The sequence below is a fragment of the Fictibacillus arsenicus genome (assembly GCF_001642935.1).
Lineage (GTDB): Bacteria > Bacillota > Bacilli > Bacillales > Fictibacillaceae > Fictibacillus > Fictibacillus arsenicus_B.
The window spans coordinates 404,561-430,175 of the sequence record NZ_CP016761.1 but is presented as its reverse complement, the minus strand read 5'-3'; the positions used below and the strand labels follow the sequence as shown (position 1 = coordinate 430,175).

30 protein-coding genes are annotated in these 25,615 nt (G+C 39.4%); 7 read left to right on the top strand and 23 right to left on the bottom strand.

The features are described from left to right. Nucleotides 1–58: 58 nt before the first annotated feature. Both ABE41_RS02405 and ABE41_RS02400 read right to left on the bottom strand, forming a co-directional pair. Complete coding sequence (locus tag ABE41_RS02405; RefSeq protein ID WP_066286161.1) at nucleotides 59–1,606, bottom strand: fumarate hydratase; 1,548 nt, start codon at nucleotides 1,604–1,606, stop codon at nucleotides 59–61. 104 nt (nucleotides 1,607–1,710) lie between these two features. Continuing rightward, on the bottom strand, nucleotides 1,711–1,902 hold the full coding sequence (locus ABE41_RS02400) for an SE1561 family protein (RefSeq protein ID WP_066286158.1): 192 nt from the start codon (nucleotides 1,900–1,902) through the stop codon (nucleotides 1,711–1,713). Nucleotides 1,903–2,158: 256 nt separating this feature from the next. Here ABE41_RS02400 and yfkAB point away from each other — a divergent pair, with 256 nt between their 5' ends. Both yfkAB and ABE41_RS02390 read left to right on the top strand, forming a co-directional pair. Continuing rightward, nucleotides 2,159–3,343: a radical SAM/CxCxxxxC motif protein YfkAB gene (gene yfkAB, locus ABE41_RS02395; protein ID WP_066286156.1), complete on the top strand. Its 1,185-nt coding sequence runs from the start codon at nucleotides 2,159–2,161 to the stop codon at nucleotides 3,341–3,343. Between the two features lie 101 nt (nucleotides 3,344–3,444). Continuing rightward, entirely contained in the window at nucleotides 3,445–3,759 is a 315-nt protein-coding gene (locus ABE41_RS02390) for a winged helix-turn-helix transcriptional regulator (protein WP_066286152.1), read from the top strand. Between the two features lie 47 nt (nucleotides 3,760–3,806). On the opposite strand, the gene ABE41_RS02385 is transcribed toward ABE41_RS02390, so the two are convergent. After that, nucleotides 3,807–4,673: a YfkD famly protein gene (locus ABE41_RS02385; RefSeq protein ID WP_066286149.1), complete on the bottom strand. Its 867-nt coding sequence runs from the start codon at nucleotides 4,671–4,673 to the stop codon at nucleotides 3,807–3,809. A gap of 126 nt (nucleotides 4,674–4,799) precedes the next feature. Next, nucleotides 4,800–5,183: an OsmC family protein gene (locus ABE41_RS02380; RefSeq protein ID WP_066286146.1), complete on the bottom strand. Its 384-nt coding sequence runs from the start codon at nucleotides 5,181–5,183 to the stop codon at nucleotides 4,800–4,802. An 88-nt stretch (nucleotides 5,184–5,271) separates the two neighbouring features. Here ABE41_RS02380 and ABE41_RS02375 point away from each other — a divergent pair, with 88 nt between their 5' ends. Then, nucleotides 5,272–6,447 carry an MFS transporter gene (locus tag ABE41_RS02375; protein WP_066286144.1) on the top strand — a complete coding sequence of 392 codons (1,176 nt, stop codon included), beginning with the start codon at nucleotides 5,272–5,274 and terminating at the stop codon, nucleotides 6,445–6,447. Between the two features lie 125 nt (nucleotides 6,448–6,572). Continuing rightward, nucleotides 6,573–7,022 carry a TlpA disulfide reductase family protein gene (locus ABE41_RS02370; RefSeq protein ID WP_066294529.1) on the top strand — a complete coding sequence of 150 codons (450 nt, stop codon included), beginning with the start codon at nucleotides 6,573–6,575 and terminating at the stop codon, nucleotides 7,020–7,022. A 21-nt stretch (nucleotides 7,023–7,043) separates the two neighbouring features. Here ABE41_RS02370 and ABE41_RS02365 read toward each other — a convergent pair whose 3' ends face one another. From ABE41_RS02365 to ABE41_RS02355, 3 genes are all read right to left on the bottom strand, one after another. Continuing rightward, the gene (locus ABE41_RS02365; RefSeq protein WP_066286142.1) at nucleotides 7,044–7,508 is read right to left on the bottom strand and encodes a VanZ family protein; all 465 of its coding nucleotides are present in this window, start codon (nucleotides 7,506–7,508) and stop codon (nucleotides 7,044–7,046) included. Between the two features lie 402 nt (nucleotides 7,509–7,910). After that, a complete protein-coding gene (locus ABE41_RS02360; RefSeq protein ID WP_066286140.1) occupies nucleotides 7,911–8,507 on the bottom strand; it encodes a DedA family protein in 597 nt (198 codons plus the stop codon). 271 nt (nucleotides 8,508–8,778) lie between these two features. Then, on the bottom strand, nucleotides 8,779–9,651 hold the full coding sequence (locus ABE41_RS02355; RefSeq protein ID WP_083207618.1) for a YihY/virulence factor BrkB family protein: 873 nt from the start codon (nucleotides 9,649–9,651) through the stop codon (nucleotides 8,779–8,781). 158 nt (nucleotides 9,652–9,809) lie between these two features. Here ABE41_RS02355 and ABE41_RS02350 point away from each other — a divergent pair, with 158 nt between their 5' ends. Together ABE41_RS02350 and ABE41_RS02345 are read left to right on the top strand one after the other, a co-directional pair. After that, on the top strand, nucleotides 9,810–10,064 hold the full coding sequence (locus tag ABE41_RS02350) for a GlsB/YeaQ/YmgE family stress response membrane protein (protein WP_066286139.1): 255 nt from the start codon (nucleotides 9,810–9,812) through the stop codon (nucleotides 10,062–10,064). Between the two features lie 160 nt (nucleotides 10,065–10,224). Next, nucleotides 10,225–10,404, top strand: coding sequence for a small acid-soluble spore protein H (locus tag ABE41_RS02345; RefSeq protein ID WP_066286137.1), 180 nt, complete (start codon nucleotides 10,225–10,227; stop codon nucleotides 10,402–10,404). Between the two features lie 303 nt (nucleotides 10,405–10,707). Here ABE41_RS02345 and ABE41_RS02335 read toward each other — a convergent pair whose 3' ends face one another. The 14 genes from ABE41_RS02335 to ABE41_RS02275 all read right to left on the bottom strand — a co-directional run bounded on the left by ABE41_RS02335 (nucleotide 10,708) and on the right by ABE41_RS02275 (nucleotide 23,687). Then, complete coding sequence (locus tag ABE41_RS02335; RefSeq protein ID WP_066286130.1) at nucleotides 10,708–11,133, bottom strand: GNAT family N-acetyltransferase; 426 nt, start codon at nucleotides 11,131–11,133, stop codon at nucleotides 10,708–10,710. Between the two features lie 15 nt (nucleotides 11,134–11,148). Beyond that, on the bottom strand, nucleotides 11,149–11,619 hold the full coding sequence (locus ABE41_RS02330; RefSeq protein ID WP_066286128.1) for a low molecular weight protein-tyrosine-phosphatase: 471 nt from the start codon (nucleotides 11,617–11,619) through the stop codon (nucleotides 11,149–11,151). Nucleotides 11,620–11,737: 118 nt separating this feature from the next. Continuing rightward, a complete protein-coding gene (locus ABE41_RS02325; protein ID WP_066286125.1) occupies nucleotides 11,738–12,445 on the bottom strand; it encodes an ABC transporter ATP-binding protein in 708 nt (235 codons plus the stop codon). Between the two features lie 11 nt (nucleotides 12,446–12,456). Further along, a complete protein-coding gene (locus ABE41_RS02320) occupies nucleotides 12,457–13,233 on the bottom strand; it encodes an ABC transporter ATP-binding protein (RefSeq protein WP_066286124.1) in 777 nt (258 codons plus the stop codon). Between the two features lie 14 nt (nucleotides 13,234–13,247). Continuing rightward, nucleotides 13,248–14,537, bottom strand: coding sequence for a branched-chain amino acid ABC transporter permease (locus ABE41_RS02315; protein ID WP_066286123.1), 1,290 nt, complete (start codon nucleotides 14,535–14,537; stop codon nucleotides 13,248–13,250). Between the two features lie 10 nt (nucleotides 14,538–14,547). Next, nucleotides 14,548–15,534, bottom strand: coding sequence for a branched-chain amino acid ABC transporter permease (locus ABE41_RS02310; RefSeq protein WP_066286122.1), 987 nt, complete (start codon nucleotides 15,532–15,534; stop codon nucleotides 14,548–14,550). A gap of 91 nt (nucleotides 15,535–15,625) precedes the next feature. Next, on the bottom strand, nucleotides 15,626–16,819 hold the full coding sequence (locus tag ABE41_RS02305; protein ID WP_066286120.1) for a branched-chain amino acid ABC transporter substrate-binding protein: 1,194 nt from the start codon (nucleotides 16,817–16,819) through the stop codon (nucleotides 15,626–15,628). A gap of 223 nt (nucleotides 16,820–17,042) precedes the next feature. Next, nucleotides 17,043–17,450 (bottom strand): secondary thiamine-phosphate synthase enzyme YjbQ, encoded by a 408-nt coding sequence (locus ABE41_RS02300; RefSeq protein ID WP_083207617.1) that lies wholly within the window; start codon nucleotides 17,448–17,450, stop codon nucleotides 17,043–17,045. A 227-nt stretch (nucleotides 17,451–17,677) separates the two neighbouring features. After that, on the bottom strand, nucleotides 17,678–18,739 hold the full coding sequence (gene rsgA, locus ABE41_RS02295; RefSeq protein ID WP_066286119.1) for a ribosome small subunit-dependent GTPase A: 1,062 nt from the start codon (nucleotides 18,737–18,739) through the stop codon (nucleotides 17,678–17,680). 352 nt (nucleotides 18,740–19,091) lie between these two features. Continuing rightward, a complete protein-coding gene (locus tag ABE41_RS02290; protein ID WP_066286118.1) occupies nucleotides 19,092–20,150 on the bottom strand; it encodes an SDR family oxidoreductase in 1,059 nt (352 codons plus the stop codon). A gap of 133 nt (nucleotides 20,151–20,283) precedes the next feature. Next, complete coding sequence (locus ABE41_RS20875) at nucleotides 20,284–20,457, bottom strand: hypothetical protein (protein ID WP_156774207.1); 174 nt, start codon at nucleotides 20,455–20,457, stop codon at nucleotides 20,284–20,286. Between the two features lie 2 nt (nucleotides 20,458–20,459). Beyond that, on the bottom strand, nucleotides 20,460–20,927 hold the full coding sequence (locus tag ABE41_RS02285; protein WP_301336196.1) for a redoxin domain-containing protein: 468 nt from the start codon (nucleotides 20,925–20,927) through the stop codon (nucleotides 20,460–20,462). Between the two features lie 465 nt (nucleotides 20,928–21,392). Beyond that, nucleotides 21,393–22,799, bottom strand: a complete 1,407-nt coding sequence (locus ABE41_RS02280; protein WP_066286117.1) for a hypothetical protein — start codon at nucleotides 22,797–22,799, stop codon at nucleotides 21,393–21,395. Between the two features lie 63 nt (nucleotides 22,800–22,862). Next, nucleotides 22,863–23,687 (bottom strand): hypothetical protein, encoded by an 825-nt coding sequence (locus ABE41_RS02275; RefSeq protein WP_066286115.1) that lies wholly within the window; start codon nucleotides 23,685–23,687, stop codon nucleotides 22,863–22,865. A 221-nt stretch (nucleotides 23,688–23,908) separates the two neighbouring features. Here ABE41_RS02275 and ABE41_RS02270 point away from each other — a divergent pair, with 221 nt between their 5' ends. Beyond that, on the top strand, nucleotides 23,909–24,640 hold the full coding sequence (locus ABE41_RS02270; protein WP_066286113.1) for a Bax inhibitor-1/YccA family protein: 732 nt from the start codon (nucleotides 23,909–23,911) through the stop codon (nucleotides 24,638–24,640). 29 nt (nucleotides 24,641–24,669) lie between these two features. On the opposite strand, the gene ABE41_RS02265 is transcribed toward ABE41_RS02270, so the two are convergent. Beyond that, a complete protein-coding gene (locus ABE41_RS02265; RefSeq protein WP_066286111.1) occupies nucleotides 24,670–25,317 on the bottom strand; it encodes a hypothetical protein in 648 nt (215 codons plus the stop codon). A gap of 60 nt (nucleotides 25,318–25,377) precedes the next feature. Beyond that, on the bottom strand, nucleotides 25,378–25,530 hold the full coding sequence (locus ABE41_RS20870) for a hypothetical protein (RefSeq protein ID WP_156774206.1): 153 nt from the start codon (nucleotides 25,528–25,530) through the stop codon (nucleotides 25,378–25,380). Nucleotides 25,531–25,615 lie beyond the last annotated feature (85 nt).

Sequence of the window (25,615 nt, the reverse complement as noted above, 5' to 3'; positions counted from 1 at the left end):
CTGTACATACAAAAAAAACCACAGTTCAGTCAATGAACTGCGGTTCCTATAACATCATTTATTTAAATACTGGATCTTTAAACTGCTCCAGCTTCTGTAACGATGACTTCTCAACATGCTCATGCAGGCTGTTTCCGTGGGAATCCATTGTTACGACAGCTGTAAAGCCGTTAACACGGATATGCCACATCGCTTCAGGAATACCGAATTCCATGAGATCGACACCTTCAACCTTTTCCATACATTCCGCATAATACTGCGCTGCGCCGCCGATCGCGTTTAAGTATACACCGCCATGGTCTTTAAGGGCAGCTAGTGTTTTTGGTCCCATGCCGCCTTTACCGATTACAGCACGGATGCCAAACTTCTTCATGATGTCTCCTTGATAAGGCTCCTCACGAATACTTGTCGTTGGCCCAGCAGCTTTTACTTCCCAGTTTCCTTCAGCATCCTTTGCCATAACAGGTCCGCAGTGATAGATGATCTGACCGTTTAAGTCGATCGGAGCTGGATTATCCATAAGATGCTTATGAATCGCGTCGCGCCCAGTATGCATCATGCCGTTGATTGTAACAACATCTCCAACCTTCAGCTCACGAATTTGCTCTTCAGTAATCGGAGCTTCCAAAGTAATGCTTCTTGTTTTCTCCTCTTGTTGCTCTAGTGCTGCAGCTGCTTCTTTATCTGCTTTTGCAAAATCGATCTCTTCGCCTTCTTGATACAGCCACTCTTGGATCTCTCCAGTTTCAGCGTTCAGTTTTACACCCAAACGGCGATATGCCCAGCAGTTATAGGCAACAGATACGAAAAAGCTAGCAGGGATACGGTTAATAACGCCTATTTTACAGCCTAACAGTGTCGTTTCTCCGCCGAATCCCATCGTTCCAATTCCGAGTTTATTTGCGTTGTCCATTACATACTCTTCAAGCTTGCGAAGGTTTTCATTCGGGTTAACGTCATCTACTGAACGGAACAACATTTCCTTTGCCAGTTCATATCCAGATGTGCGGTCTCCGCCGATTCCAACTCCAATAAAGCCAGCACTGCACCCTTGTCCTTGTGCTTGGTATACAGAGTGCATGATGCATTTCCGGATACCATCCAAGTCACGTCCCGCTCGTCCTAAGCCCTCTAGTTCAGCAGGGAGACTGTACTGGATATTCTTATTTTCACATCCGCCGCCTTTTAGAATAAGACGAGCATCGATATAGTCTTCTTCCCATTGTTCAAACTTGATAACAGGAGTTCCGTCACCAAGGTTGTCACCACTGTTATCTCCAGTGATAGAATCAACAGAGTTCGGACGAAGCTTCGTATCTTTTGTTGCATCAGCAATCGCCTGGCGGATGGCCTTTTTCATCTTAATCTGGTTCGCGCCTACAGGGACTTTAATTTTAAACGTAGGAAGTCCTGTATCTTGGCAGATCGGTGATACATTCTCGTCTGCTTTTAAAATATTATCTGTAATCGTATCTAAAGACATAGCTGCGCGAGTTCCTGCATTTTCTTTAAGTTTTGCTGCAAGAATGGCACGGCGGACGTCTTTTGGCAATTTGGTTGATGTTTCTACAATCAGTTTATACATACTTTCCTGAAATTTTTCCATCTCTCCACTACCCCTTTATGACTGCTGTTGTAAGCGTAATCAATACTAATGCATCTATTATAACAAAAAAATCCGTCCCTTTAATAAAGAAACGGATTTCAAACTTATTTTTCTTCCCAGTCGTAACGAAATTGCTTACACTTCTCTTCTAGATCGTCGAGCATTGAAATAATCTTGTCGATCTCATCAATCCCGGCTGTTTCAGCATCTATAGAATCTAAAACATCAACTAATAAATCAATACGATTTTTAATATATTCTTTTTGAGAGGATTTATCCTGAATAGAGTTACCCATGTTGATCTCTCCTTTCCATCCATTCTACTTTAACAAGGCCAGACGCGTTTGCCAATATTAGTTTAGACTTTTGACAACATAAGTTTACCCTTTTTCTTTACCAATTGTTCAGTTAAGATAAGTATTGTCCATTTTGGGATATTCGCTGTCAATTTCTCTAAACTGTTGCTAAAATATAAGTTATTTTCAGTTTTCATTTAAATCTATACCAACTGCTCATAATAATGAAGTATTAATTCGATAGGAGTAATTTGACATGAATAAACAAGTAGCTAAACCTGAAATCACAATAAAAAATGATCCTTGGGAGGCTTATCTAGATTTTGAGCAGTATGGTAAAACAACTTTATCCAGTATAGAATTTACTACTACTACCCTCTGTAATATGAGGTGTAGACATTGTGCTGTAGGACATACCCTCCAACATAAAGACCCTAAAGCACTCCCATTAGAGCTATTACTGCAAAGATTAGATGAAATTCCTGCCTTGAGGACAATGAGCCTTACAGGAGGAGAGCCTATGCTTTCCTTAAAGTCAGTAGAAAATTATGTACTGCCTTTATTGAAATATGCTCATATCAGAGGTATCTACACTCAGATCAACTCTAACCTTACATTAGACATTGAAAGATATAAGCTAATAGCACCTTATTTAGATGTATTACATATATCTCATAATTGGGTAACAGAGGATGAGTTTATAGATACTGGCTTTGCCATGATGGAAAGAAAGCCTACAAGAGAACAAAGAAAAGCATTATTTGACAGGATGATAACTAATTCAAAGACTTTATCTGATATGGGAGTTTTAGTATCTGCTGAGACCATGATAAACAGTAGAACTGCCCCTCACTTAGAAAAGATACATAAGCAGGTTGTTGAGGAGATGGGATGTCAAAGACATGAAATTCATCCTATGTATGATAGTGGATATGTTAAAATGACTGACCCTCCAAATATGCATTATTCATTAAAATCTATGTACCCGAGTGACTTTGCAAGCACGCTAGAAACAATCAATCTGGATGAAATGAGAGAAAGTATCCACAGACTTCTGGACATACGGGATAAAAAGACATGGATGCTGTTTGGTACCTTGCCTTTTTATGCATGTTCCGACAACGAGAAAGACCTTCAATTGCTGAGAAGGCTTCAGAATGAGGAAAATGTAACGGTTAGAAATGACCCTGACGGAAGATCACGCCTGAACATAAATTTATTCGACGGCAATATTATCGTGACTGATTTCGGTGATGCTCCTGCGCTTGGGAACATCAAAGATACTAGCCTGCTTGATGCTTATAAGACTTGGAATGATTCAAAGCTCGCTAAAGAACTTGGATGCCACTGCCCTGCTGTTAAATGCCTGGGTCCTAATGTTCTTGTTAAGCATTCTTATTATGAAGATATTGATTTTTCTGGTAGAACTGCAAAGCTTTAAAGCGGTAAAAAGTTATAAACTTTACAAAAGTAAGTTTAAAACGTATAATAAAAGGCAAATATTAAACGTAGTTTAAGCTTTGTAGTATAGAGGTGAATGATATGGATTACAGCACTATGTGTCCGAAATATGAAGTTGCCATGGATATAATTGGTAAAAAATGGACAGGACTCATCATTCGTGTTTTGATGGACGGTCCTAAACGTTTTAAAGATATTAAATCTCAAATTCCTGAGATGAGTGACCGTATGCTTACGGAACGCATGAAGGAATTAGAATCAGTTGGAATTGTAAAGCGCAACGTTTATCCGGAGACTCCTGTAAGAATTGAATATTCACTGACGGATAAAGGGAATTCATTAAAATCAATTATTAATGCTATACAAGATTGGAGCGAACAGTGGGTCGACCATTGATAGTCTCTGTATAAGAAAAAGGACAGCCGTCTAGACGCTGTCCTTTTTTACATATTGCTCGTATGAAAACGGAATGATACGTGGTCTTGGATCGGAATCCAAGCTCCGATTCCCTGCTGTGTTACGTTCTGAATGACGATTTCTCTTTTTCCGCCTTTTAGAACAATGTACACTTCTCCGTAAGTAACTCTTCCTCTTTCGTTAACTGCCGGAACATAACTGTATAAGTAGCCGACTTGCTTCGGAGAAACATGGTATACGTTTGATTTCTTTGTTCCTGCACCTACTGCTGTCTGGAAGGCAAGCGGCAGTTTTGATTTTTCTGCTGCTGTAATGAGCATCATCTTTTGAACCGCTTCGCTGTTTGGAATAGAAGCTGTCAGTCCGCCGCTCACTTTTTTATGAGCTGTCTGGTTGTAATATAATTTAGCTACTGACTTTGCCCCTCGATTGTCCAAGCGGTTTGTATTGATCTGCTGATGCTCCCAGTTTACAGTAGTCTCGGTTGATTGATACGAAAGCGGCCATTGACCTAAGTAAATTTTAGCACGGTACCAGAATGCCACTTTAGAAGCATTAATGCTTGATTCATTCAATAGTCTGATGAGATCAGGATTCGTAATCGGCACATCAGATGTTTTAAGCATCGCCTTTGCAAGCTTGCTTGGCTCAAGATATGGGAGATCTTGTGCTGAGTTAGGGTACGTATTTTCTTTAGAGATGCTTAGCACCGAACCAGGAACTTTTATGTCTGCGTTTTTGCCAGCTTTGTCATCCGCTTTTTCAGCCGTTTTTTCAGCTGTTTTTTCTGACGGTTTTTCTGCAGGCTTTTCAGTTGTTTTTTCCGCTGCAAACGCCTGGTTTGTAAAAGCAAAGAGCATAACGAATATGATAATAAAAATTCTTTTTCTCATAATTTCCTCCTTTACCCCTATTTTTTTCTATCACATGAAATTTATCCGCGAGTACTGCTCTCTTTCTCTGGGGTATTGTTGGAAATAAAAATAGCCCCGATTCACAGTTAGAATCAGGACTTCTTACTATGCGTGTATTTCAAAGCTTTCGGTGATGTTGATGCTGTCTTTAACAGACTGCACCATCGAACAATTTTTACGAGTTACCACTAAAGCTTTTTCTACTTTTTCATGCGGAAGTTCATTTCCCTTTATTACGAAATGCAGATGAATGTCTGATACTCTGTTTGCTTCCTTTTCATCACGTGTCACTTTTGCTTGAACATCAATGTTTTCGTATGGCAGTCTCATACGTTCTAACACTTTTCTTAAAACACCGCCGCTGCAAACCGCTACAGATGATACAAGCAGCTGAAATGGCCTGAATCCATATTCGGCATCTCCGCTTATTTTTAAGTTTCCATATTCAACGGTTGTTTCAAATCCTTTTTCATTCATTTTAAAGTCCATTGCCGCACACCTCTGGTAAAGTTTTTATTCAACTTTTAACTGCATCCATTGTACAATGGTTTTAGTTTGTTTTGAAAAGGAGATGCTCATGCAGCTTTCAACATATAGATTCTCTGTTTTAGTCAGTATTGTTTTTATTTCTGGTTTCGCACAAGGCATGTTATTGCCGCTGATAGCGGTTATTTTTGAACAGAACGGAACCTCTGCATCGTTAAACGGTTTCCATGCAACTGCGCTGTATATCGGGATTTTGATCGCTTCTCCGTTCATAGAAAAGCCTCTGCGCAAGTTAGGCTATAAACCGCTTATTATGTCAGGTCTTTTAGCAGTCATTTTATGTTTTTCGTTGTTTCCAATCTGGAAAGTATTTTGGTTTTGGTTCGTGCTGCGGCTTCTTATCGGAATCGGTGATCATATGCTCCATTTCTCTACTCAAACATGGATCACTTCAAATAGTCCAGAAAACAAGCGGGGAAGGAATATTTCTGTTTACGGTATAGCATTCGGTGCTGGTTTTGGAATCGGACCTCTCATGACAAAAATACTCGAGGTAAACGAAAATCTGCCGTTTTGGCTTGCAGCAGGTCTTTGCTTAATTTCTTTTATATTAATGACAAGTATTCGTAATGAAAAACCAGAGACCGAGTCAGCACGAATGGCTGGTGTTACTGCATTTTCACGTTATAAAGATGTTTTTAAAATAGCCTGGGTTTCATTGCTTCCTCCGTTTGCATACGGATTTCTAGAAGCAACACTTCATGGATCTTTTCCTGTGTTTGCCCTTCGCAACGGTATAAGTCTGGATTGGGTAGCGGTCTTATTGCCTGCTTTTGTATTAGGCAGCCTGGTTTTTCAGTTACCGTTAGGGGTGTTAAGTGATAAATATGGACGAAAGCCTATTCTGATTTTTTCTTTCGTTTCAGGGTTTTTCTCATTTTTAGCTACCTATTGGACAATACATTCCTTCTGGGTTCTTCTTGGCTTGTTCTTTTTCTCAGGTATGTTTGTCGGATCTATGTTTTCTCTGGGAATCGCCTATATGAGTGATCTGCTTCCAAAATACCACCTTCCAGCCGGCAACATTTTAGCAGGGATCAGTTTTAGCATCGGAAGTATGGCAGGTCCATTAATCGGGGGGAGTTTTATCAGCTGGTTTAAAGGCGGTGCTTTTGTTTTTGCGATCTGCGGTATGTTATTTATTCTCTGCCTGCCGATCATATTTACGAAAAGCCGCACTTCTGCTGTACAGACAAAAACAGCATAGATTAAATATTTTTTTGTACTTTACCCATATTATGAAAAGCAGGAATTTTGACATTGAATGCGCAATCTTTAAACTAGAATTAATGATACTTACACAATTTGATTTATAAGGAGTAGATTTGTATGATGAGATTACGTTCGGATATGCCTGAACTTAGCGGTGCAACAGAGTGGATCAATGGTGAAGTTTCTAAGAGCGATCTTGTTGGCGACAAGCCGACCCTTATTCACTTCTGGTCAGTCAGCTGTGGTTTATGTAAAGAAGCAATGCCGAGCATCAACCAGTTCAGAGATGATTACAAAGATGAACTGAACGTTATTGCCGTTCATATGCCTCGTTCTGAGAAGGATCTTGATATTGCACAGATCAAAGAAGTTGCTGCAGAACATGATATTACACAGCCAATCTTTGTAGACAATAACCATGCATTAACGGATGCATTTGAAAATGAATATGTTCCTGCTTATTATGTATTTGATGCAGAAGGTAAGCTTCGTCATTACCAAGCTGGCGGAGATGGAATGAAAATGCTGACAAAACGTGTTAACCGTGTACTAAGAAAAGAAACAAAATAAAAAACCGGGCTGAGCCCGGTTTTATTTTTTTCTCTTTTTTCCAGTAAAGGGTCGTTCCATAAGACGAAATAGAAGTGCAAAGAACTTATAGATAAATAAGCCTGTCATTGCGCCTAATCCGTTAAGAAGTATGTCATCGATATCAAAAATTCTTTTTGCATATTCGTATTGCAGCACTTCAATAACAAAGCTCGTACCAAACCCGATTACAAACATAAGCCGCCATGAATTAAACACACGGAAAATTAAAGGCAGCAAAAGACCAAGAGGTAAAAATAAGATAATATTGCCGATAATGTTCTTAAAAATCAGCCAGTAATCTCCGCTTCTCCACATAAGGCGTATACTATCGAACAAAACAAGGTTTGCTGACTTTCCATATACGTACTCATTAAATGAGAAAAGCGTGGCTTTTATAAGAACGGCCATGTACACAATAAAGAAAAGTGCACCTATCACACTAAAAACAATTCTAACTTTTTTCATATTGCCTTTCTCCTGCCTTTATTTCAAAAATTCCCATAAGTGCCTTTTTAAGTTTAACACGCAAAGGTCTTAAGGAGATACAGGTAAAAGACACAAAATCTCTCCAACATTTTTCTTCAACTTACGCGGTGTATTTCCCCTTTTGCTGTTATTATTAGCATTGCTGCTATTGAAAGTGGTTGATTTCCGTTCCAGGTACTCGCTTTCCGCGGGCGGGCGGTAAGCCTCCTCGCGCTTTGCACCTTTAGGAGTCTCACCTGTCCGCTTCAGGGAAGTATTCTTGCTCCTGCGTCTACAAGTAAATACTGCCGACGTGAGCTTCCTCGTCGCATGCCTTGCGAGAAGCTTCTCATGTGATAGGCACGCACCTTACACTCCAATCAACTATCAAAGAAGAGTCTTTTACACAGATGTCCATTTTCTAGCCTTTTTAAAAACAAAAAATAATAGAATGGCTGTTACAATAATTCCAGCCACGGGGAGCATATATTCTTCTGCCTTTGCGCCTACATCTTTCCACTGCGGTCCGAATTGTTTCCCAAGATAAATATAAAATGCAGTAATCGGAAACATCGCAATAAATGTATAGATGGAAAATACCCAAACATTCATTTTTGCCATGCCGCACGGAACAGATATCGTAGTCCTTACGCCAGGAAGGAACCGTCCGAAAAACGCGACTCCTGCACCATACTTCTCAAAAAAGCGATCTGCAGCATTAATTTCTCTTTCTTTAATAAAAACATACTTGCCGTACTTGATTAGAAAAGGTCTTCCGCCATATCTGCCGAGTGCATAAAGCGTCAGCGGGCCTAGCGTACCTCCTAAAGTTCCAGCAAATACAGCAAGCCAGTAATTCATATCACCTTCATATACCCAAAACCCTGCGAGCGGGAGAACCAGCTCAGCGGGAACAAATTCAAAAGTAAGTGCAATAATAAGTCCAAAATACGAAAACTGCTTTAAAAATTCAATAAATGAGAGTATAAGTTCTTCCATCTTATCTCCCTCCCTTTCTGTCTAGAGGCACAACGAAAAACATTATAACACAATCACAAAATTGCTTTAAAGTCTTCGTAATAAAGCAAAAAAAGCCGCCCGTAACCGGACAGCTTTTACATATTAATGAAAGTTATTCTTTTTGTTAGCACTGCTGCTTGTCTTGTGTTTACTTTCATTTTTGTTGTTCTTGCTTTGGTTTGTGTTTTGTTTGTTGCTTTTTCCCATTTAGCAATACCTCCTTATTTCAAGGTACTACTAGCTTTTCCAATCATTCAGCCTTTAACAAGCCCCTTTTCTTGGCAAAATCGATCTTATATTTATGGAATGTAGCATTAAGTACACCGCCTGAAAGCAGTACGATTCCTGTTAGATAGAACCACAGCATGAGTACAATAACAGCTCCGATACTTCCGTACGTTTGCGAATAATTTCCAAAGTAATCGACATAAAAAGCAAAACCTAATGATACGATCTGCCATAAAAAAGTAGCCACGAGAGAACCATACCAGATTTCACTGTATTTTAACTTTTTGCATGGGGCCATATAGTAAAGAATAGAAACAACTGTTGCGATAAGAAAGAAACTGATAAGCCAGCGAAGTACGGACCAGATCGTTAGAAATTCATCACTTAAACCTAAATAGGAAAATGCCGCATTGCCCAGCATCTTACCGAACACCGGAAAAACTAAAGCTACAATAAATGCGAAAACAACGCCAAAAGTTAAAAAGATCGATAACAGTCTTGTTTTAACAAAGCCTCTGCATTCTTCCACTCCATATGCTTCGTTCAATGTTTTAATAACAGCATTGATGGCGTTTGATGCTGACCAGATAGTTGCTAAAATCCCGATAGATAGCAATCCCCCGCTTCTTCCTTCAAGTACTGCCAACAAATTTTCTCTTACTGAATCCATCGCCTCTGCTGGAACAAAATGTTCGAGCAGGTCAAGTGCTTCAGCAGGTTCTATAAAGAAAGCACCGAGTGTTAATAAGAAAATTAAAAAAGGAAACAAAGATAAAAGAAAATAGTAAGCAAGCTGTGCTGCCAGCCCTGTTACATCTCCTCTTTTAAAGCCATGCATAAATTCAATTCCAAAAGATTTTGCCTTCATGTGTTTAAGAATATGCCATAAAGTCAATGGTCCTCTCACCCCTAACTTAGTTGTATATTTCCTATATCATTCCCTTTCCTTATGGTGATAAAAACTTTTTTCGACAGAAGTTTATATTTTTTTATAATGGGTAACTTAAGAATAATTCCATATTACAACCACACAAAAAAAAGGAGGAATTTTAAATGAGTTTATTATGGGCACTTATAATTGGAGGAATCATTGGTTGGTTAGCAGGACTATTAACAGGGCGTGACGTACCAGGTGGAATCATCGGTAACATTATCGCAGGTTTCGTTGGTGCTTGGTTAGGTGGCTTACTGTTAGGAGACTGGGGTCCAACGGTTGCTGGTTTCGCAATTATTCCAGCTATCATCGGTGCTATCGTAGTTGTACTTATTGTAAGCTGGATTATGCGCAGCATGCGTAGCCGTGCATAATTTAAAAACACAAAAAGAACATAACCCAAATTAAAAAAGAAAGCTGGCTCAATAGATCAGAATTTGATCTTAATAAGCCAGCTTTTTTTATTACCTAGGGATATTCAAGGAAATATAAACACATATTATATTTGTTAAAATTAAAAAGGAGGCAAGGAAAATGGACGCACAACGTGCACAAGAGATCTCTGAATCATCTGCCATGGCTAACGTTACATATAATGGACAAAGCATTTATATTGAGCATGTAGATCAGCAAAATGGAACAGCTACAATCCATCCTCTCGATGAACCAAACAATAAGCAAAGTGTTTCGGTTTCAAGTTTGGATGAACAATAAAAATGAACCACCACATCCTGTGTGGTGGTTTATGATGCATCTTTATTTAAAGCTATTTTCTAAAAGATTGTTGCTAATGGATGTTTTTTCTCCCCATTTGCAAGTTGATTGGAGCGCAAGGTGCGAAACTCCTACGGGACGAGTGGTCAGGTGGAGACTCCTAATGGCGCAAAGCGGCAGGAGGCTCACCGCACGCCCCGTGGAAAGCGAGCAGCCTGGAGCGGAAATCAACTACTTTCAAAAGCAACAATGTTTGCGAAAACAGCTTTTATAAAAGATTGTTGCTCCTGAGAGACAGCCTTATTAAAATCGTTTCTTAAATACATAACTCGGTTTTTCGTAATGCATTTTTTCTTCATAAAAACGGTGAGCATCTAAACGATTCACATTAGAACTCAACACTACGCAATTGCAGTTGTTCTGGACTGCAAATGATTCCAAAAAGGCTAGCAGTTCCTCTCCATATCCCTTTGAACGTTCCTCTGAATCCGTAATCAGATCATATAAATATACATGTTTTCCATCATAAAAGTTCGTTAGAATGGCAAATCCGGCAAGTGCGACAATCTTTTCGTTATGGTAATTTGCAAATAGTGTGTAGCCTTCTTTTTGCATTTGAAGAAATAATTCATAAAACAAGTCCTCTGAGAGATGAGTCCGCAGCTGGTTCATCACAGGAAAAGCTTCGCGTACTTCATGCTCTAATGACAATTGCCTGATCTCACCCATTATAAATCCTCCTGTTTATAGCGATTCTCTATTTTTTATTTCGATAAGCAATCTTTCGCATCCGGCTGTTACAAGGTCATACACTTCTTGAAAATTACCGGTAAAATACGGATCTGGTACATCTTCAAACTCATTTTCCGGCACAAAATCCAGAAGTCTTGCAATCATGCCTGTCTCTGATTGCCCAGCCATCTTGTGCATGTTCCCAATGTTCTCTGCATCCATTCCAATAATATAATCATATTGTGTTAGATCGTTCGTTTTAATTTGACGCGCCTTTTGACCCTCAAATGATATTTGATTCTTCGTTAAAATATTTCTTGTACCTTCATGCGGCGGTTCGCCAACATGCCAGTTTCCTGTTCCTGCAGAGTCAATCGATATTTTCCCCTCTAGACCTTCTTTTTTAACCAGATCTCTAAAAATAGCCTCAGCCATTGGCGAACGGCATATATTACCTAAACAAACAAAGAGTACTTTAATCATGATTCATACCCCTTTCTTTTTCCTTTTAAATTATAACATTTCTAACCAATTTCAAAAGGAATTCTACAGCAAAAAAGAAAACCGGGCTTTTCTTCAGCCAGGTTTTCTTCTGCAGCATTTAAGCTAGATATGCTTCACGGACTTGTTCATTTGTAATCAATTCCTGTCCCTGTCCTGCCATCACGATTTCTCCAGTTTGTATCACATACCCTCTATGTGCAACCTGCAGAGCCTGATAGGCATTTTGTTCGACCAAGAGAATAGTCATGCCTTCTTTGTTTAAATCACTGATTATGTCAAAGATTTGTTCTACAATAACTGGCGCTAATCCCATGGATGGCTCATCCAGCAGCAATAGACGAGGCTTTGACATTAACGCACGTCCTATCGCTAGCATCTGCTGCTCACCGCCGCTCATGGTGCCTCCTTTTTGGCTCAAACGTTCCTGAAGACGAGGAAAGTATTGAAATACTTTTTCCATCCGTTCTTTTACGATCTTTTTATCTTTGACGATAAAAGCACCCATCTCAAGATTCTCTTTTACAGTCAGTCTTGGGAAAATTCTTCTTCCTTCAGGTACATGTGCAATCCCAGTTTGTGCCGTCAAATGAGCCGGCTGTTTTGAAATATCTTTTCCTTCATAAATAACCGAGCCAGTTTTCGGCATCACCTGACCGCTGATCGTTTTCAGCGTAGTCGATTTTCCTGCACCGTTCGAACCGATTAATGTAACGATCTCCCCTTTTTCAACAGAGATGCTGATCCCTTTTAGCGCATGGATACCACCGTAAAATGTGTTTACATCCTTCAACTGCAAAATACTCATCGTTCTCCCCCTTACGCTGGTGTTACGGCACTTTTTCCAAGATAGGCTTCAATCACTTTTACATTATTACGGATCTCTGCAGGTTTTCCTTCAGCAATTTTTTCACCATGATCCAAAACAAAAATTTGTTCCGAAATTTCCATAACGAGTCTCATATCATGTTCGATCAATACGATCGTAACATCAAGATCTTCTCTCATACGATGTATGAATTCTGTTAACTCCCTCGTTTCCCTTGGGTTCATCCCAGCTGCTGGTTCATCGAGCAGAAGGAGTTTCGGTTTTGTCGCGAGAGCACGGGCTATTTCCAGCCTCCGCTGCGCTCCGTATGAAAGATTTTGAGCATCTTCATTCAAATGCTTAGCAAGACCGACATATTCAAGCCAATGATACGCTTCTTCCTGTGCACGCTTTTCTTCCTCGCGTATCGTTTTAGTTTGAAAAAGTGTTCCGACTAGGCCAGCTCTTAATTGTTTGTGCAGCCCTACCATCACATTTTCAAGAACCGTAATATTTGAGAACAGACGGATATTCTGAAACGTTCGTGCAATACCTTGTCTTGCAATATCATGCGGTTTCTTTCCGATTAAGGAAGTTGATCCAAGCTGCACATTTCCTTTATCAGGCTGATAAACACCTGTAATCAAATTAAAAAAAGTAGTTTTTCCCGCTCCATTCGGACCAATAACGGCTGTGATCGATCCTTTTTCAACGGTAATATCCACTGAATTTACAGCAACGAGACCGCCAAATTGTTTTGTTAAATTACTCACTGTTAATATAGACATTTCATACCGCCCCCCTATGCTTGAAATCCTTTATCAGGTTCAACTGTAATCTGTTCTTTTCTGTGCTTTTTGGAACCCTCTTTTAAAGATTCCTCATCGAACACTGGATTTTTTGCCGGAATTAATCCTTGAGGACGATAGATTGCAAATACTATTAAGATAGCTCCAAAAATAAATCTTTGCATTTTAGCAGGTGCTAGTGCCTCTGGAAAACTGATAACCCCGTTAAGGCTTAACTGATTCAAGTAATTTGTTACTTCTGTGAGAACTTGAAGGTTTAAGATCGTGATCACCGCGGCACCTAAAATAACTCCAGGCACACTGCCCATTCCTCCTAAGATAACCATTACGAGAATCGTAATAGACTCGAGCAATGTAAAGCTTGTAGGATCAACGAACGTCTGCTTAGCTGCAAAGACGACTCCCATCATTCCGGAGAAAGATGCTCCGATCGCGAATGCCAATAGTTTGGTCCTTACAAGATGGATTCCCATTGATTGTGCAGCAATCTCATTTTCTCTAACCGCTTTCCATGAACGGCCAATCTTTGAATATTCGAATCTTCTTACAGCCAGAATGACAAACAACAAGATTGCTAGAACGATAAAATAAAACTGATTCGGATAAACGAATTGATAGCCGAAAATTTCAGGCGGCTTTACAGAAGCCAGCCCCATCGCACCGTTCGTAATATTTACAGGCTTATCAAGGTTGTTGAAGACAATTCGGATTATCTCCCCAAAGCCGAGTGTAACGATTGCAAGATAATCTCCTTTCACACGCAAAACTGGTATACCTAAAAGCACTCCGAAAAGCGCCGCTACAAAACAGCCGATCAAAATAAAGATCCAGAAGCTCTCCCCAGATAGCGGAAAATCTCCGAATGGCATAAAATTAGCTGCCTGGCCTGTAGCAAAGATTCCGTACGTGTAAGCGCCAATGGCAAAGAACGCCACAAATCCCAGATCCAAGAGTCCGGCCAAACCGACTACAATGTTCAATCCCAGTGCCATCGCAACATAGATTCCTACAACCGTAGCCACTTCCATATATGACTGGTACCCTGGCCCCGTACTTGAAACGAATGGTATGACGCCAATCAATACCACACCTGCAATCACCCATTTTAATCGGTCAGGCAGTTCCGTGTAGTACAAGAGAAGCAAAGAAAATAACAGAAGAAGAAATGCTGTTACAGATGCTTGAGCCAGGTATAGGCTCAGTGAAGTTACTAATACATAGAGCACCAGCAGAATGATCTGAGCCAGTTTGTTGCCTTTTAGTTTATTTGTCAGCTTATGCATGCACCTTCACCTAAACTTTCTCTGTAACTGCTTTGCCAAACAGTCCTTCTGGTTTGAAAATCAAAACAATAATTAAGATTGCAAACGCAAAAACGTCTTTATATTCAGCCCCAAAAATACCGCCGGTTAAAAGCTGGAGATTTGCTGCGGCAAACATTTCCAGAAGTCCAAGCATAATACCGCCTGCCATAGCACCCCGAATATTTCCGATTCCGCCTAGTACAGCAGCTGTAAATGCTTTTAAGCCAAGGATAAAACCGATATAAGGATCGATCGTTCCATATTGAACAGCAAACAGTACACCCGTTGCTCCTCCAAGAGCTGATCCGATAAAGAAAGTTAGCGAGATGACTTTGTTCACGTTGATCGACATGAGCGATGCTGTTTCACGATCTTGTGCAACAGCTCTCATCGCCATTCCCCATTTTGTTTTATTAACGAAAAAGTCCAGTCCTATCATCATTAGCACGACAGAAATGATGAGGATAATCGTTGAAGTCTTAAAAAACGCATCACTGAATGATGAAGAAATGCTAGAAAATTTAATCGCAAACTGCTCATTAAACATGGAAGGGCCAGTTAAAATGTAGTTCCCTCTCTTGTATTCCGTTATAAAACGAACCAAATCTTGAAGCAAAAACGAGACACCAATCGCAGAAATCAGTGTGATAAGCTTAGGCGAGTTCCGGAGCGGTCTGTAAGCCATCCGTTCAATACCTACACCCATAAACCCGGTAAGAATGGAAGTAACGACCAGCACAAGAATCAATGCCAGAATAGCAGGCATAGCTGCAAGCCAGCCCATTCCTGTCATCAAAATGAGCATAGCTACACCGATAAAAGCACCTGTCATGAAAATTTCACCATGAGCAAAGTTGATAAGCTCCAATATTCCATAAACCATCGTGTATCCAAGTGCGATAACCGCATAAATTGCACCAAGAGCTAAACCATCAACAAGAACTTGAGGCAAAGTTTGTAAAATTTCAGCTAACATAAATATTCCTCTCTTTCACAACTAGGGAGTTTATGTAAAAAAGAAGAGGGATATGGCCTTTAGGGTCATTCCCTCTCATGTAAACGTTGGTTTACTTACTGATTTCGCCTTCTTGTACTCCAGGATATTTAGCTTCACTGAATTTATAAATATATACTTTAGCGAACTTGTTATCACCTTTGTCATCGAATCCGACTTTTGTTACTACACCTTGAAACTCTTGAATTTTACGGATTTCTTCTGCCACTTTCTCACGGGATGGAAGATCTCCATCATTGCCTTCAATTGCAGCTTCAAGTCCTTTTAGTAAAACGCTCATAGAATCATAGCCATAAGCAGAATAAGATTCTACGTTCTTGTTAAATTTCTCTTTGTATTTTGAAGAGAAATCTTTGCCTTCATCTGTTTTACTCGCATCAGCGGCAACAGATGTGTAGTATACGTTTTCTACAGCATCGCCTGCGATCTCAACAAGAGTAGAAGAGTCCATTCCATCTCCGCCCATGAATGGGATTTTGATCCCTTTGTCACGCGCTTGACGAATTAGCTGGCCGCCTTCTGTATAAAGTCCGCCAAAGAATACTAAGTCAGGTTTCTTTGACAGTACTTGTGTAAGAACACCATTGAAATCTTTCTCTCCAACAGTAATTCCTTCATATCCAAGAATTTCAGCCCCTGCGTCTTCAGCTGCCTTTTTGAACGCATCAGCTAAACCTGTTCCGTAGGCTGTTTTATCTTGGATAACAAAAATCTTTTTAGCTCCTAATTTATTAATCGCAAAGTCTGCACCTGCAGGACCTTGGAAATCGTCACGTGCAACGATACGGTTTACTGTCTTAAGTCCGCGGTCTGTTACTTCCGTAGCTGTATTAGCTGGAGAAACCATCGGAACGTTGTACTTTTCATAGACTTCAGATGACGGGATAGAAACACCTGAGTTCAAGTGGCCGACTACCCCAAGGATGGATTTATCAGAACCGATAAGCTGGGCGTTAGCTACACCTTTTTTAGGGTCAGCTTGATCATCATATGGCTGAAGCTGAAGCTTGTACCCTAAGTCTTCAAACTTCTTCTTGTTTTCTTCAAGAGCAAGCTGCGCACCAAGTTTAATAGATTCTCCAAGTGTTGCACTTCCTCCTGATAATGGAGTCTGTGTTGCAATTTTAATAACCTTTCCGCTTCCTCCACCACTGCCTCCTGATCCTCCTGAAGCATTACAGCCTGCTAAAAGTCCTAAAGACAATGCAGAAGCTACTAATACTTTTAACCCTTTTTTAATCCCCACCTAAAAATCCCCCTCGTAAGAATATTTTGATAATTGCAACTATTTAAAAAAATAGTACATGAATCCGCGGCAGTAGACAACTAAAATTTTGAAAAAATAGATATTTTATTTTAAATTTAAAAGTTTTCCCTAATGTTCAACAAAATCCCTTACATTCCGCAACTAGAACTTTAGTAGGAAAATAAAAAAATCCGCTGAAATGTACTCAGCGGATTGCATCAAATTAATTATGATTAGACAGTATTTTAACGTGATACTTTCTTGTCCTTGGTCCATCGAATTCACAAAAATAAATGCCTTGCCATGTTCCAAGCAGCAATTCGCCATTCTGGATCAGTATGACTTGTGAGGAACCAACCGTGCTGGCTTTTAAATGAGAAGCTGAATTGCCCTCAGCATGCCGATATTTGGGGTGTTCCCATGGGTACACTTCATCAAGCCTCATCAGCATGTCTTTTACAACATCAGGATCTGCGTTTTCATTAATCGTAATGCCTGCTGTGGTATGCGGACAGTACACATACATCACTCCGTCTTTTACACGCTGCTCCTCCAGATAAGCTTGCAGTGAACTCGTAATCTCATACATTTCGTCTCGCTGGTGTGTTTGAATCGTAAACGTTTGAGCCACTTCCTATCCCTCCTCTACACTTCTTAATTTGATGATTCCCTATAAAAAACCTTTTTATATAGAAAATTGTATAGAACAAGAAACAAAGCAGTTTTATCTTTAGTGATAGCTAGAGTATTTTAAGCATCGCTCGTAAATCCCTGGAACCGCTCGTAAACTTCAGAAATCGCTCACAAAAATAAAAAATCCCCAAAAGGGCGTTTCCTTTTGGGGATGATTTTCATATCTTATTTCCTATGAACTCTTGTACGGTCACCCGCAATCTTTTTCCAGCGTGCTCTTTCTGCAAGAGCCAGTTTTTGATCCTCTTTTCTGGCAAAATAAGCGAGTTCACGCTGAAGCTTTAGGAAGCTGTTATAACGTTCTTCATCCAATTCACCGGTTTCAATAGCCGTCTGGACGCCGCATCCCGGTTCATTATTATGTGTACAGTCACGGAACCGGCATTGCTCCGCAAATGCCTCAATATCCTGGAAGCTCTGCCTTAAACTGTTGTCACCTTCCCAAAGCTGCAGCTCGCGCATTCCTGGTGTGTCAATCAGTATTCCTCCGTTTTCAAGTACGAGCAGCTCTCGGTGAGTCGTCGTATGCTTTCCTTTTCCATCTTCTTCACGAATATCGTTCGTCTTTAATACTTCCTGGCCAAAAAGCTTATTGGCTAGTGTTGACTTTCCAACCCCAGAGGATCCCAATAGCGCAACGGTTTCTCCTTCTTTTATAAAAGAAGATAGTGCATCAAGGCCTATACCGCTTTCCGCACTGACTGCGAAAGTGGGTACTCCAAATGCTATTGTCTCAACCTCATCCATATACTTTTGTACATCATCGCAAAGATCAGCTTTACTTAGAACGATAACTGGTGTAGCCCCGCTCTCCCATGCCATCAATAAGTAGCGCTCCAATCTGCGCAGATTAAAATCCTGATTTGTAGCATTCACTAAAAATACAGTGTCTACGTTAGTCGCTACAATTTGTTCTTCTGTCGTCAGACCTGCTGCTTTCCTTGAAAACTTGCTCTTTCGAGGCAAGATCCCATGAATATAAGCTTTTCCTTCTTGAGGAACAGCTGAAACAGCAACCCAATCACCTACGGCAGGATAATCGTGTCTTCCAGTAGCGTTGAATCTGATTTTCCCTGTAATTTCGCCAAGCAGTTCACCGTGTTCTGTAAGAACGTCATAAAGACCTTTATGCTCAACGCTGATCCTGCCCGGAACAAGTAACTGATTTTCATATGCCTTAAAAGCTTCTTCAAATGTTTGATTCCAACCTAGTGATTTTAAATTCAATGTAATACCCTCCGAATAAATGTTGTCTAATTTTTTTTGTAATAAAAAAGAACCGCAGAATACGGTTCTTTAAAGAAAGAGAGGTGCACAAATAGCCTCTTTTTCATATAAAAAACCATGAACTGATTGCACAGCCCATGGTTAAAATGACAAATTTAATCGCAGAAATTACAAATCATAAAACGTTATCTGCTATTCTTCATTGTCCCAATAGGCTGTACAAGAAACAATACACTCTCTGAAGTCAATCCTTTAAGTTGTCTCATCATACATCCCTCCTTGGGTTTTGTTAGAATAATTTACTTCTCCACTATACCAGTATATGCATATTTTGTAAATAGATGCATTCAGATTATTTTGTAATTGAAGAATTATCTCGATAGCCTTTAATAATTCTTTTAATCATCTCTTCATCCATTTGGAGTGGTTTTTTATCTAATGTTTTAAGCAGCTCTTGCGTGTTTGAGTCATCAAACGCAATGTTTCGATTCAAATAGTTCTTATATACATCAACTACATTGTTCAACAGCAGTTCTTCCTCATTAAGATTCGGCTCATAATCATAAGGAGCAAGTTTGAAAAGATCGAGTCCAGCCTTGTCTCTCATGATTTGAAATACATCAGCACTTAACGGCGGATTGCTGTTTGTAATATGATAAATGTTATTTTCTCTGCCTTTTTGCAGCACATCTGATAATACATCCGCCACATAATCTACAGGAACGAGATTCTGAGTGCTGCCTTCTTCACACAATAAATGAAAAACGCGTTCACCCAGTCCTTTACGCTGAAATCTCTTTTTGAAAACTTCTAGACTTCTCAATAAACCATAAAGAGTAAACTTCGAATCAGCTTCCCCTGTTTTGGAATCGCCGATAATGATGGCAGGTCTTAAAATGGTAACGTTGAAGAGTTTTTTATAATCCATACAGAGGTGTTCAGCTTTACACTTGCTTTCCTCATAAGGATTATTAAACGAACGGTCTAACGAATGAAGCTCTTCTTTTGCAGATTCGTCTTTTCCTAAAGTATAAGCCGTACTGACATAGTAAAAATGCGATACACCCATTTTTTCTGCTGCCTCTAAAGCATATTTGGTCCCTGAAAAATTTATTTGAAAAAGTTCTTCTTTAAGATCAAGATCAAACTTTACAAGGGCGGCCATATGATAAAAAACATCAATTTTATTGGCAAGCTCCTGTTGAGTCTCCTTGTTCATACCCAGATCAGGAACTGTAATATCTCCTTGAATAATATGAATATCGCCTTTAAGATCAGCTGTCTTTAAAAGAAGCTGTTCCGCTTTTTTTATATTACGCGCCAGTACAAATAACGTATGTCCTTCACGCGCTAAATTTTGAATTAAGCGTCCACCTAAAAAACCGGTAGCTCCGGTAAGAAATATATTCATTAAGCCGGTTCCTTCCTATTCCTATATCAGCATATTTTCTCTTCTATAGTAACACATCATCTTAAAGATGGCGCCGTATTCATGGTGTTTTGTACAAGCTTCCTCAAAAAAATAAAGCCGCTAAATGCAGCTTTTATTTTTCATCATCAGGTTTCGCAATATTTACCGCTGGCATATCATTGTTCATATAGTCAGTAGGATGACCATCATCTTCCCGATTTTCATCATAAAAAAATTCATTAATTTCCTTTTCAGCATGTGCTGTCGGATCTTCATGTTGATTGTTGTATTTATGTTTCTTGTCCATTGCTATTCTTCCTTTCCACAGTTTTCACAAGCTTTAAATACTTCCTCATATTGAAGTCTTTCGTTAGCATCAAACTTATGGTTGCAGTATCGAATAATCCCATCTTGGTCAATTACGAAACAAGAACGAATTGCAGTACCATTCTTTTCGTTTAATACGCCAAAAGCTTTTGTCACTTTTTTATGCCAATCGGCTAAAAGCGGATAAGGAAGCGTCCCAAGGCTAGCAGAGAAAACATTATGGGAATAAATATGATCCACACTTATCGCAAGCACTTCTGTATTAGCATCTTTAAAACGCTGATAATCCTCTTTCCAAGAGGTGATTTCCTTTATTCAGCCAGGTGTAAAGTCTAGCGGATAGAACGCTACAAGTACATTTTTATTGCCTCTAAAATCCGCCAAAGAAATATCTTTTTGAAGCGTGGATGGCAACGTAAAATCTGGTGCTCGATCGCCCGTATTTAACAACTAACCCACCTCCTTTGTTCTCAAGAATATAGTTCCCTGTTCCTTTAAAAGAAAACGTTGGAATATATAGTTATTATTTAACTTATGCGGCAGGGAAAGAGCTTGTCTCCATAAGTGCTGAGATTGTTGGATACATTGTTAAAGATGCAGGTGTAGCTGTCTAGCGGATATAGAAGGAAAACTAGCAAAAAAACATCAAATTTAGAGTGGACATACTTATAAATCGTACAAAATTAGGCAGCTTGACTGACGCCAATTACTTAATCACCGGTTTTGTTGGCACTTTGAAGTTCAGAAGGAGCCAACTAGAATTAATTTCACCAAACGCACCAATAATTTCACCATCTTTGGTGTTATATTGAAAAATCTAAGCATTATTTTCACCAAATAGGTTATTATATTGACACTTCTACAAGAACAAAAATAAAAAAGCCAGGGGACACTACCCCTGACTTTCAAAAACAATTATTTTACTTCAATTACAGCTGTCTCTTCTTCAGTTGCTGGTACTTCAACAACTTCAGAAGCATTTTCTTCTAATACATCTTCAACTGCTAAAATAGCTGCATTGATTGCCGCATAAAGTTTCGCATTTTCACTAGCATGCTCAGCTGCTAAAGAACGGATCTTGTTTAAAAGAGCAGTAACTTCTTCAGATGTTTCTTCTTCAGTCGTTGTTTCTTCAGTTGCCGGTGCTTCTTCAGTTACTTCTTCTTCAGCTGGAGCTTCTTCTGTTTCTACAGCGTGCACAGCAGCGTTTGGTGCAGCATGCAGCTTCGCGTTTTTACTTGAACGCTCATACGCATTAGAGTTGATTTTGTTTTGAAGAGATTTGTTTTCTTTTGCTTCTTCTTCAACTTCTTCAGTTGTTTCTTCAGCTGCTGGAGCTTCGTCAGTTGCTTCATCTTCAGTCGCAGTTTCTTCAGTTGCCGGAGCTTCCTCAGTCACTTCTTCTTCAGTAGTAGTTTCCTCAGTTGCTGGTGCTTCCTCAGTCACTTCTTCTTCAGCTGGTACTTCTTCTGCTTCTGCAGCGTGAACAGCAGCGTTTGGTGCAGCATGCAGCTTCGCGTTTTCACTTGAACGCTCATATGCATTAGAATTGATTTTGTTTTGAAGAGATTTGTTTTCTTTTACTTCTTCAGTATCTTCAGATTCTTCTTCGTCAGAATCATCTTCTTTCACTGCATCTTCGTCAGCGATAACATCTGTCCCCTCTTCTTCTTTAACTGGATTGTCTTCATTTTCCTCTTGAACTTCGTCTGTTTCAGAGTCATCATCGTCTTCTTTCACAGCTTCTTCATCAGAATCCACATCAGTATCTTCATCGTTGCGAGTTGCATCCTCTTCTTCAGTTACAGTTTCATCAGTTTTACCTTCATCACTGTCTGCTTCAGGAATTTCAATTTCGATTACTTCAGTTTCTTCTTCCTCAACTGGAACTGTAACCTCAGTTGGTTCCTCTGTTACAGGCTCAGTTACTACTGGCTCTTCTTTTTCAGTGGGAGCAGCATGAATAGCTGAGTTAAGAGCAGCATGCTTCTTTGCATTTTCACTTGCATGCTCTGCACCTTGAGAGTGACTCTTATCTTTAACAGGCTTTTCAGCTTTTGCAGGTTTTGCTGCTTTTTCAGCCTTAACCGGCTTTTCAGCTTTAACTGGTTTCTGAACTTTCACAGTAACTTTAGATGGTTTTGCATACTTCTCATCCTTAGCTTGTACTTGTCCTTGAGATGCTTTTGAGCTTTGAGCCTTTATCGCATGCTCTGTTTTATTACCAGCCGCTTCAGCAGCACCTGTTCCTACAACTGCCGCAAGAGTTAATGTTCCAGCAAATACTAAAGATTTTACAAATGTACGGTTGACTTTTTTCATTATAATTCGCTCCTTAATTTTCAAATGGTTGATTTAATAACATCACAATATCTCCATGAAAAATTAAAGAGCAGTTTCCGGTGGCATTGATGGCGGTGCGTTCACCCATTGACTTCTCAAGAGGTCCATTCTGCTAAAATACACAGAAACTTTTTCACTATCAGCAAAGATTAACGGCAGGACCAAATTAGCCTTAACATTGGCTAAAGGCGCTCCTCCATTTCCAGCGTCCTTAGAGGATGATGAATGAGAAGAGCTTTGTCCAGCAGTTAATGGTATTGCCTTTGTATCCGGCTGTATGGGAAGTTCTTTAGAAGGAAGCTCGATAGGAAGTTTTGATGCAGCTTTTTCCCGCTGTTCTTTGATCTTCTTTTTTGATAAAAAGAGCTTCTTCCTTTGTTCATCCTCTGCCGTTACTTCAGGCAGTACTGATTGGTTTATAGGCGTTTCTGTATGTATGTACTTTGATGTTTCAGCCCTTTTCTTCACAGGCTGATTTATTGGAACATTCTTTTTGAGTTGTCCTTGAGGAACTGATTTTTTTAGTCCATTCGAGTATTTTGTTTGCTGAGAAGACCTATTTTTTTCAGCAGCAGCATTCTTCTCTCTGGCTTCATACCTTTTCTCCGAACCTTTAGAGCTAGATGTATCCCCTTTCATTTTCTTCGTCCTAGCTTCAGAAACTTCAGGTTTTGATACATTCTCTTTAAGAGATTCTCGGTCAGGAATATCAGCTTTTGCATTATCCTGTTTAAGATCCGATTGAGTTTTTTGTTCAGCTGCTGAATTTTGTTTATCTTCATTGTTTTTCTCGGCAAATACTTCACCAGGAATAAAAAGGATGGCACCTGCGATCAAACCTTGCATAATGATGCTTGGAATTCGCACAAATTCACCTCCCTTCTTTCATTTATATAATACATCCAATTTATGTTTTATTTGTCGGTCTTTGTCCAAAATAGTCATTACTTCCTAAAGAACCATAATTTCAAAAAATATCAAGAGGGACTTGTGTCTTAAATTGGAGAGAAGTAAATGGCTTAAACATGAAACTTTACAATAGAAAAATCGTATAGTTATATGGAAGAAAGGTAAGGAGGTAGTTTTTTATGAGAAGTGCTAATCCTGCTTTAAAAGGTACACCCTTTAATAAATTTGGAGGAACCTCTGTCAGTAAACAGATGACATTATCAGGAACAGTTTATAAAACCTTTATTCTACTGATCATTTTAATGGCTTCTTCCTTTTACACTTGGCATCAATATAATATAGGGGAACCTGTTGGCCACTTAATCATGATTGGTGTGATCGGGGGACTCATTTCAGCTTTAATCATTGCCTTTGTTCCTAAAACCGCTCCGCTGCTGGCACCTTTTTATGCGGCTCTGGAAGGATTGGCAGTAGGCGGAATATCTGCAAACTTTGAATCTCAGTTTAATGGAATCACAATGCAGGCCGCGGCATTAACATTCGGTACGCTATTTGCCTTGCTGCTCGCTTATATGCTCCGAATCATTAAAGTTACACACAATTTCAGATTGATCGTTTTCTCTGCAACCGCCGGAATTATGCTTGTTTATCTTACGAGTTTCATTTTAGGTTTTTTCGGAATCGATATTCCCTACCTTCATAGTTCAGGACCAATAGGTATTGGTATCAGTCTATTTATCGTAGTTATAGCGGCGCTTAATTTGGTTCTTGATTTTGACTTTATCGAATATGGAGCAAACCAGCGTGTTCCCAAATACATGGAATGGTACGGCGCATTTGGCTTGATGGTAACATTAGTCTGGTTATACTTTGAGATCCTTCATCTATTGGCAAAAATTAGGCGAAACTAATAAAGAGAAGCCCGCGGGCTTCTCTTCTCTTATGAAAGGATCATTATCCACCTGTTAATCGTCCACCATCCAATGCCGATGTTAACGGCAAATAAACCAATTCTCATAACTTTATTTTCATGAGTTATAAGCTGAACAGCATATAAAATCCCCCATAGAACGAGGATGAGAACCGACCAGAACACCCCGTTTAGATCACCTTGCATAAATGCTCCATAGGTATAGATTAATGTATAGGGCATCAAAAGGATAGCAGTCAGAAAATACATCCCATGTACAGTATGTCTGCTCACCAGATTAGAGAGCGGGGCTGATTTAATAGCTAAACTATATAATAGAGCTATTCCGATTGCAGACCCAAGGAAAAATAATGCCTGGAAGATTTCATAAAAAAACACCGGCAAAACTTGAAGAGCATCAATCCAAAGAATTCTGCTATAAAATAACAGCCATAGCATAAGGATTACTCCAGCGATCGAAAAAAAGGTTTTAATCCCTTTCCAAACCGTTAAACTTAGCAAAATTACACCAAAAATAAAAAACAGAGAACCTAGCAGTTTGCTGGAGAATAATAAAAGAAAACTATATAAACAGAGAAGAACGGCAAACGCAATATGAAGAATATAATCATATTTCGAATGCTCCACCTGTTTGAATGTATTGTTTATTGAAACCATGCTGCACCTGCCAAGTCTAGTCGTGTTTATATTATCGACATCGATCAGTCATAACTTAAATTATTCTTTCGGCACTTTAACAACACCCCGAATGTGCCACATGTTTATAAGCTCGATTCTTTTACGGTATTGTTTTGCCTGCAGCCTTCCCTTTTTGTATCTTCTTTTTAATAGCTGCAAGTAATCTTCAATCTTAAGATGATAATCATTCATGCTTTATACCCACCCTCGCCATTTTTCTCACTGTCATATTCCCGAAAATAGTCGATTTGTAACATAAAAAAAGCTCTTTTCTAAA

Coding starts and splice junctions, on each gene's coding strand:
- ABE41_RS02405 (WP_066286161.1), bottom strand. CDS start 1,606: ATGGAAAAATTTCAGGAAAGTATGTATAAACTGATTGTAGAAACATCA.
- ABE41_RS02400 (WP_066286158.1), bottom strand. CDS start 1,902: ATGGGTAACTCTATTCAGGATAAATCCTCTCAAAAAGAATATATTAAA.
- yfkAB (WP_066286156.1), top strand. CDS start 2,159: ATGAATAAACAAGTAGCTAAACCTGAAATCACAATAAAAAATGATCCT.
- ABE41_RS02390 (WP_066286152.1), top strand. CDS start 3,445: ATGGATTACAGCACTATGTGTCCGAAATATGAAGTTGCCATGGATATA.
- ABE41_RS02385 (WP_066286149.1), bottom strand. CDS start 4,673: ATGAGAAAAAGAATTTTTATTATCATATTCGTTATGCTCTTTGCTTTT.
- ABE41_RS02380 (WP_066286146.1), bottom strand. CDS start 5,183: ATGGACTTTAAAATGAATGAAAAAGGATTTGAAACAACCGTTGAATAT.
- ABE41_RS02375 (WP_066286144.1), top strand. CDS start 5,272: ATGCAGCTTTCAACATATAGATTCTCTGTTTTAGTCAGTATTGTTTTT.
- ABE41_RS02370 (WP_066294529.1), top strand. CDS start 6,573: ATGAGATTACGTTCGGATATGCCTGAACTTAGCGGTGCAACAGAGTGG.
- ABE41_RS02365 (WP_066286142.1), bottom strand. CDS start 7,508: ATGAAAAAAGTTAGAATTGTTTTTAGTGTGATAGGTGCACTTTTCTTT.
- ABE41_RS02360 (WP_066286140.1), bottom strand. CDS start 8,507: ATGGAAGAACTTATACTCTCATTTATTGAATTTTTAAAGCAGTTTTCG.
- ABE41_RS02350 (WP_066286139.1), top strand. CDS start 9,810: ATGAGTTTATTATGGGCACTTATAATTGGAGGAATCATTGGTTGGTTA.
- ABE41_RS02345 (WP_066286137.1), top strand. CDS start 10,225: ATGGACGCACAACGTGCACAAGAGATCTCTGAATCATCTGCCATGGCT.
- ABE41_RS02335 (WP_066286130.1), bottom strand. CDS start 11,133: ATGGGTGAGATCAGGCAATTGTCATTAGAGCATGAAGTACGCGAAGCT.
- ABE41_RS02330 (WP_066286128.1), bottom strand. CDS start 11,619: ATGATTAAAGTACTCTTTGTTTGTTTAGGTAATATATGCCGTTCGCCA.
- ABE41_RS02325 (WP_066286125.1), bottom strand. CDS start 12,445: ATGAGTATTTTGCAGTTGAAGGATGTAAACACATTTTACGGTGGTATC.
- ABE41_RS02320 (WP_066286124.1), bottom strand. CDS start 13,233: ATGTCTATATTAACAGTGAGTAATTTAACAAAACAATTTGGCGGTCTC.
- ABE41_RS02315 (WP_066286123.1), bottom strand. CDS start 14,537: ATGCATAAGCTGACAAATAAACTAAAAGGCAACAAACTGGCTCAGATC.
- ABE41_RS02310 (WP_066286122.1), bottom strand. CDS start 15,534: ATGTTAGCTGAAATTTTACAAACTTTGCCTCAAGTTCTTGTTGATGGT.
- ABE41_RS02290 (WP_066286118.1), bottom strand. CDS start 20,150: ATGAATATATTTCTTACCGGAGCTACCGGTTTTTTAGGTGGACGCTTA.
- ABE41_RS20875 (WP_156774207.1), bottom strand. CDS start 20,457: ATGGACAAGAAACATAAATACAACAATCAACATGAAGATCCGACAGCA.
- ABE41_RS02280 (WP_066286117.1), bottom strand. CDS start 22,799: ATGAAAAAAGTCAACCGTACATTTGTAAAATCTTTAGTATTTGCTGGA.
- ABE41_RS02270 (WP_066286113.1), top strand. CDS start 23,909: ATGAGAAGTGCTAATCCTGCTTTAAAAGGTACACCCTTTAATAAATTT.
- ABE41_RS02265 (WP_066286111.1), bottom strand. CDS start 25,317: ATGGTTTCAATAAACAATACATTCAAACAGGTGGAGCATTCGAAATAT.
- ABE41_RS20870 (WP_156774206.1), bottom strand. CDS start 25,530: ATGAATGATTATCATCTTAAGATTGAAGATTACTTGCAGCTATTAAAA.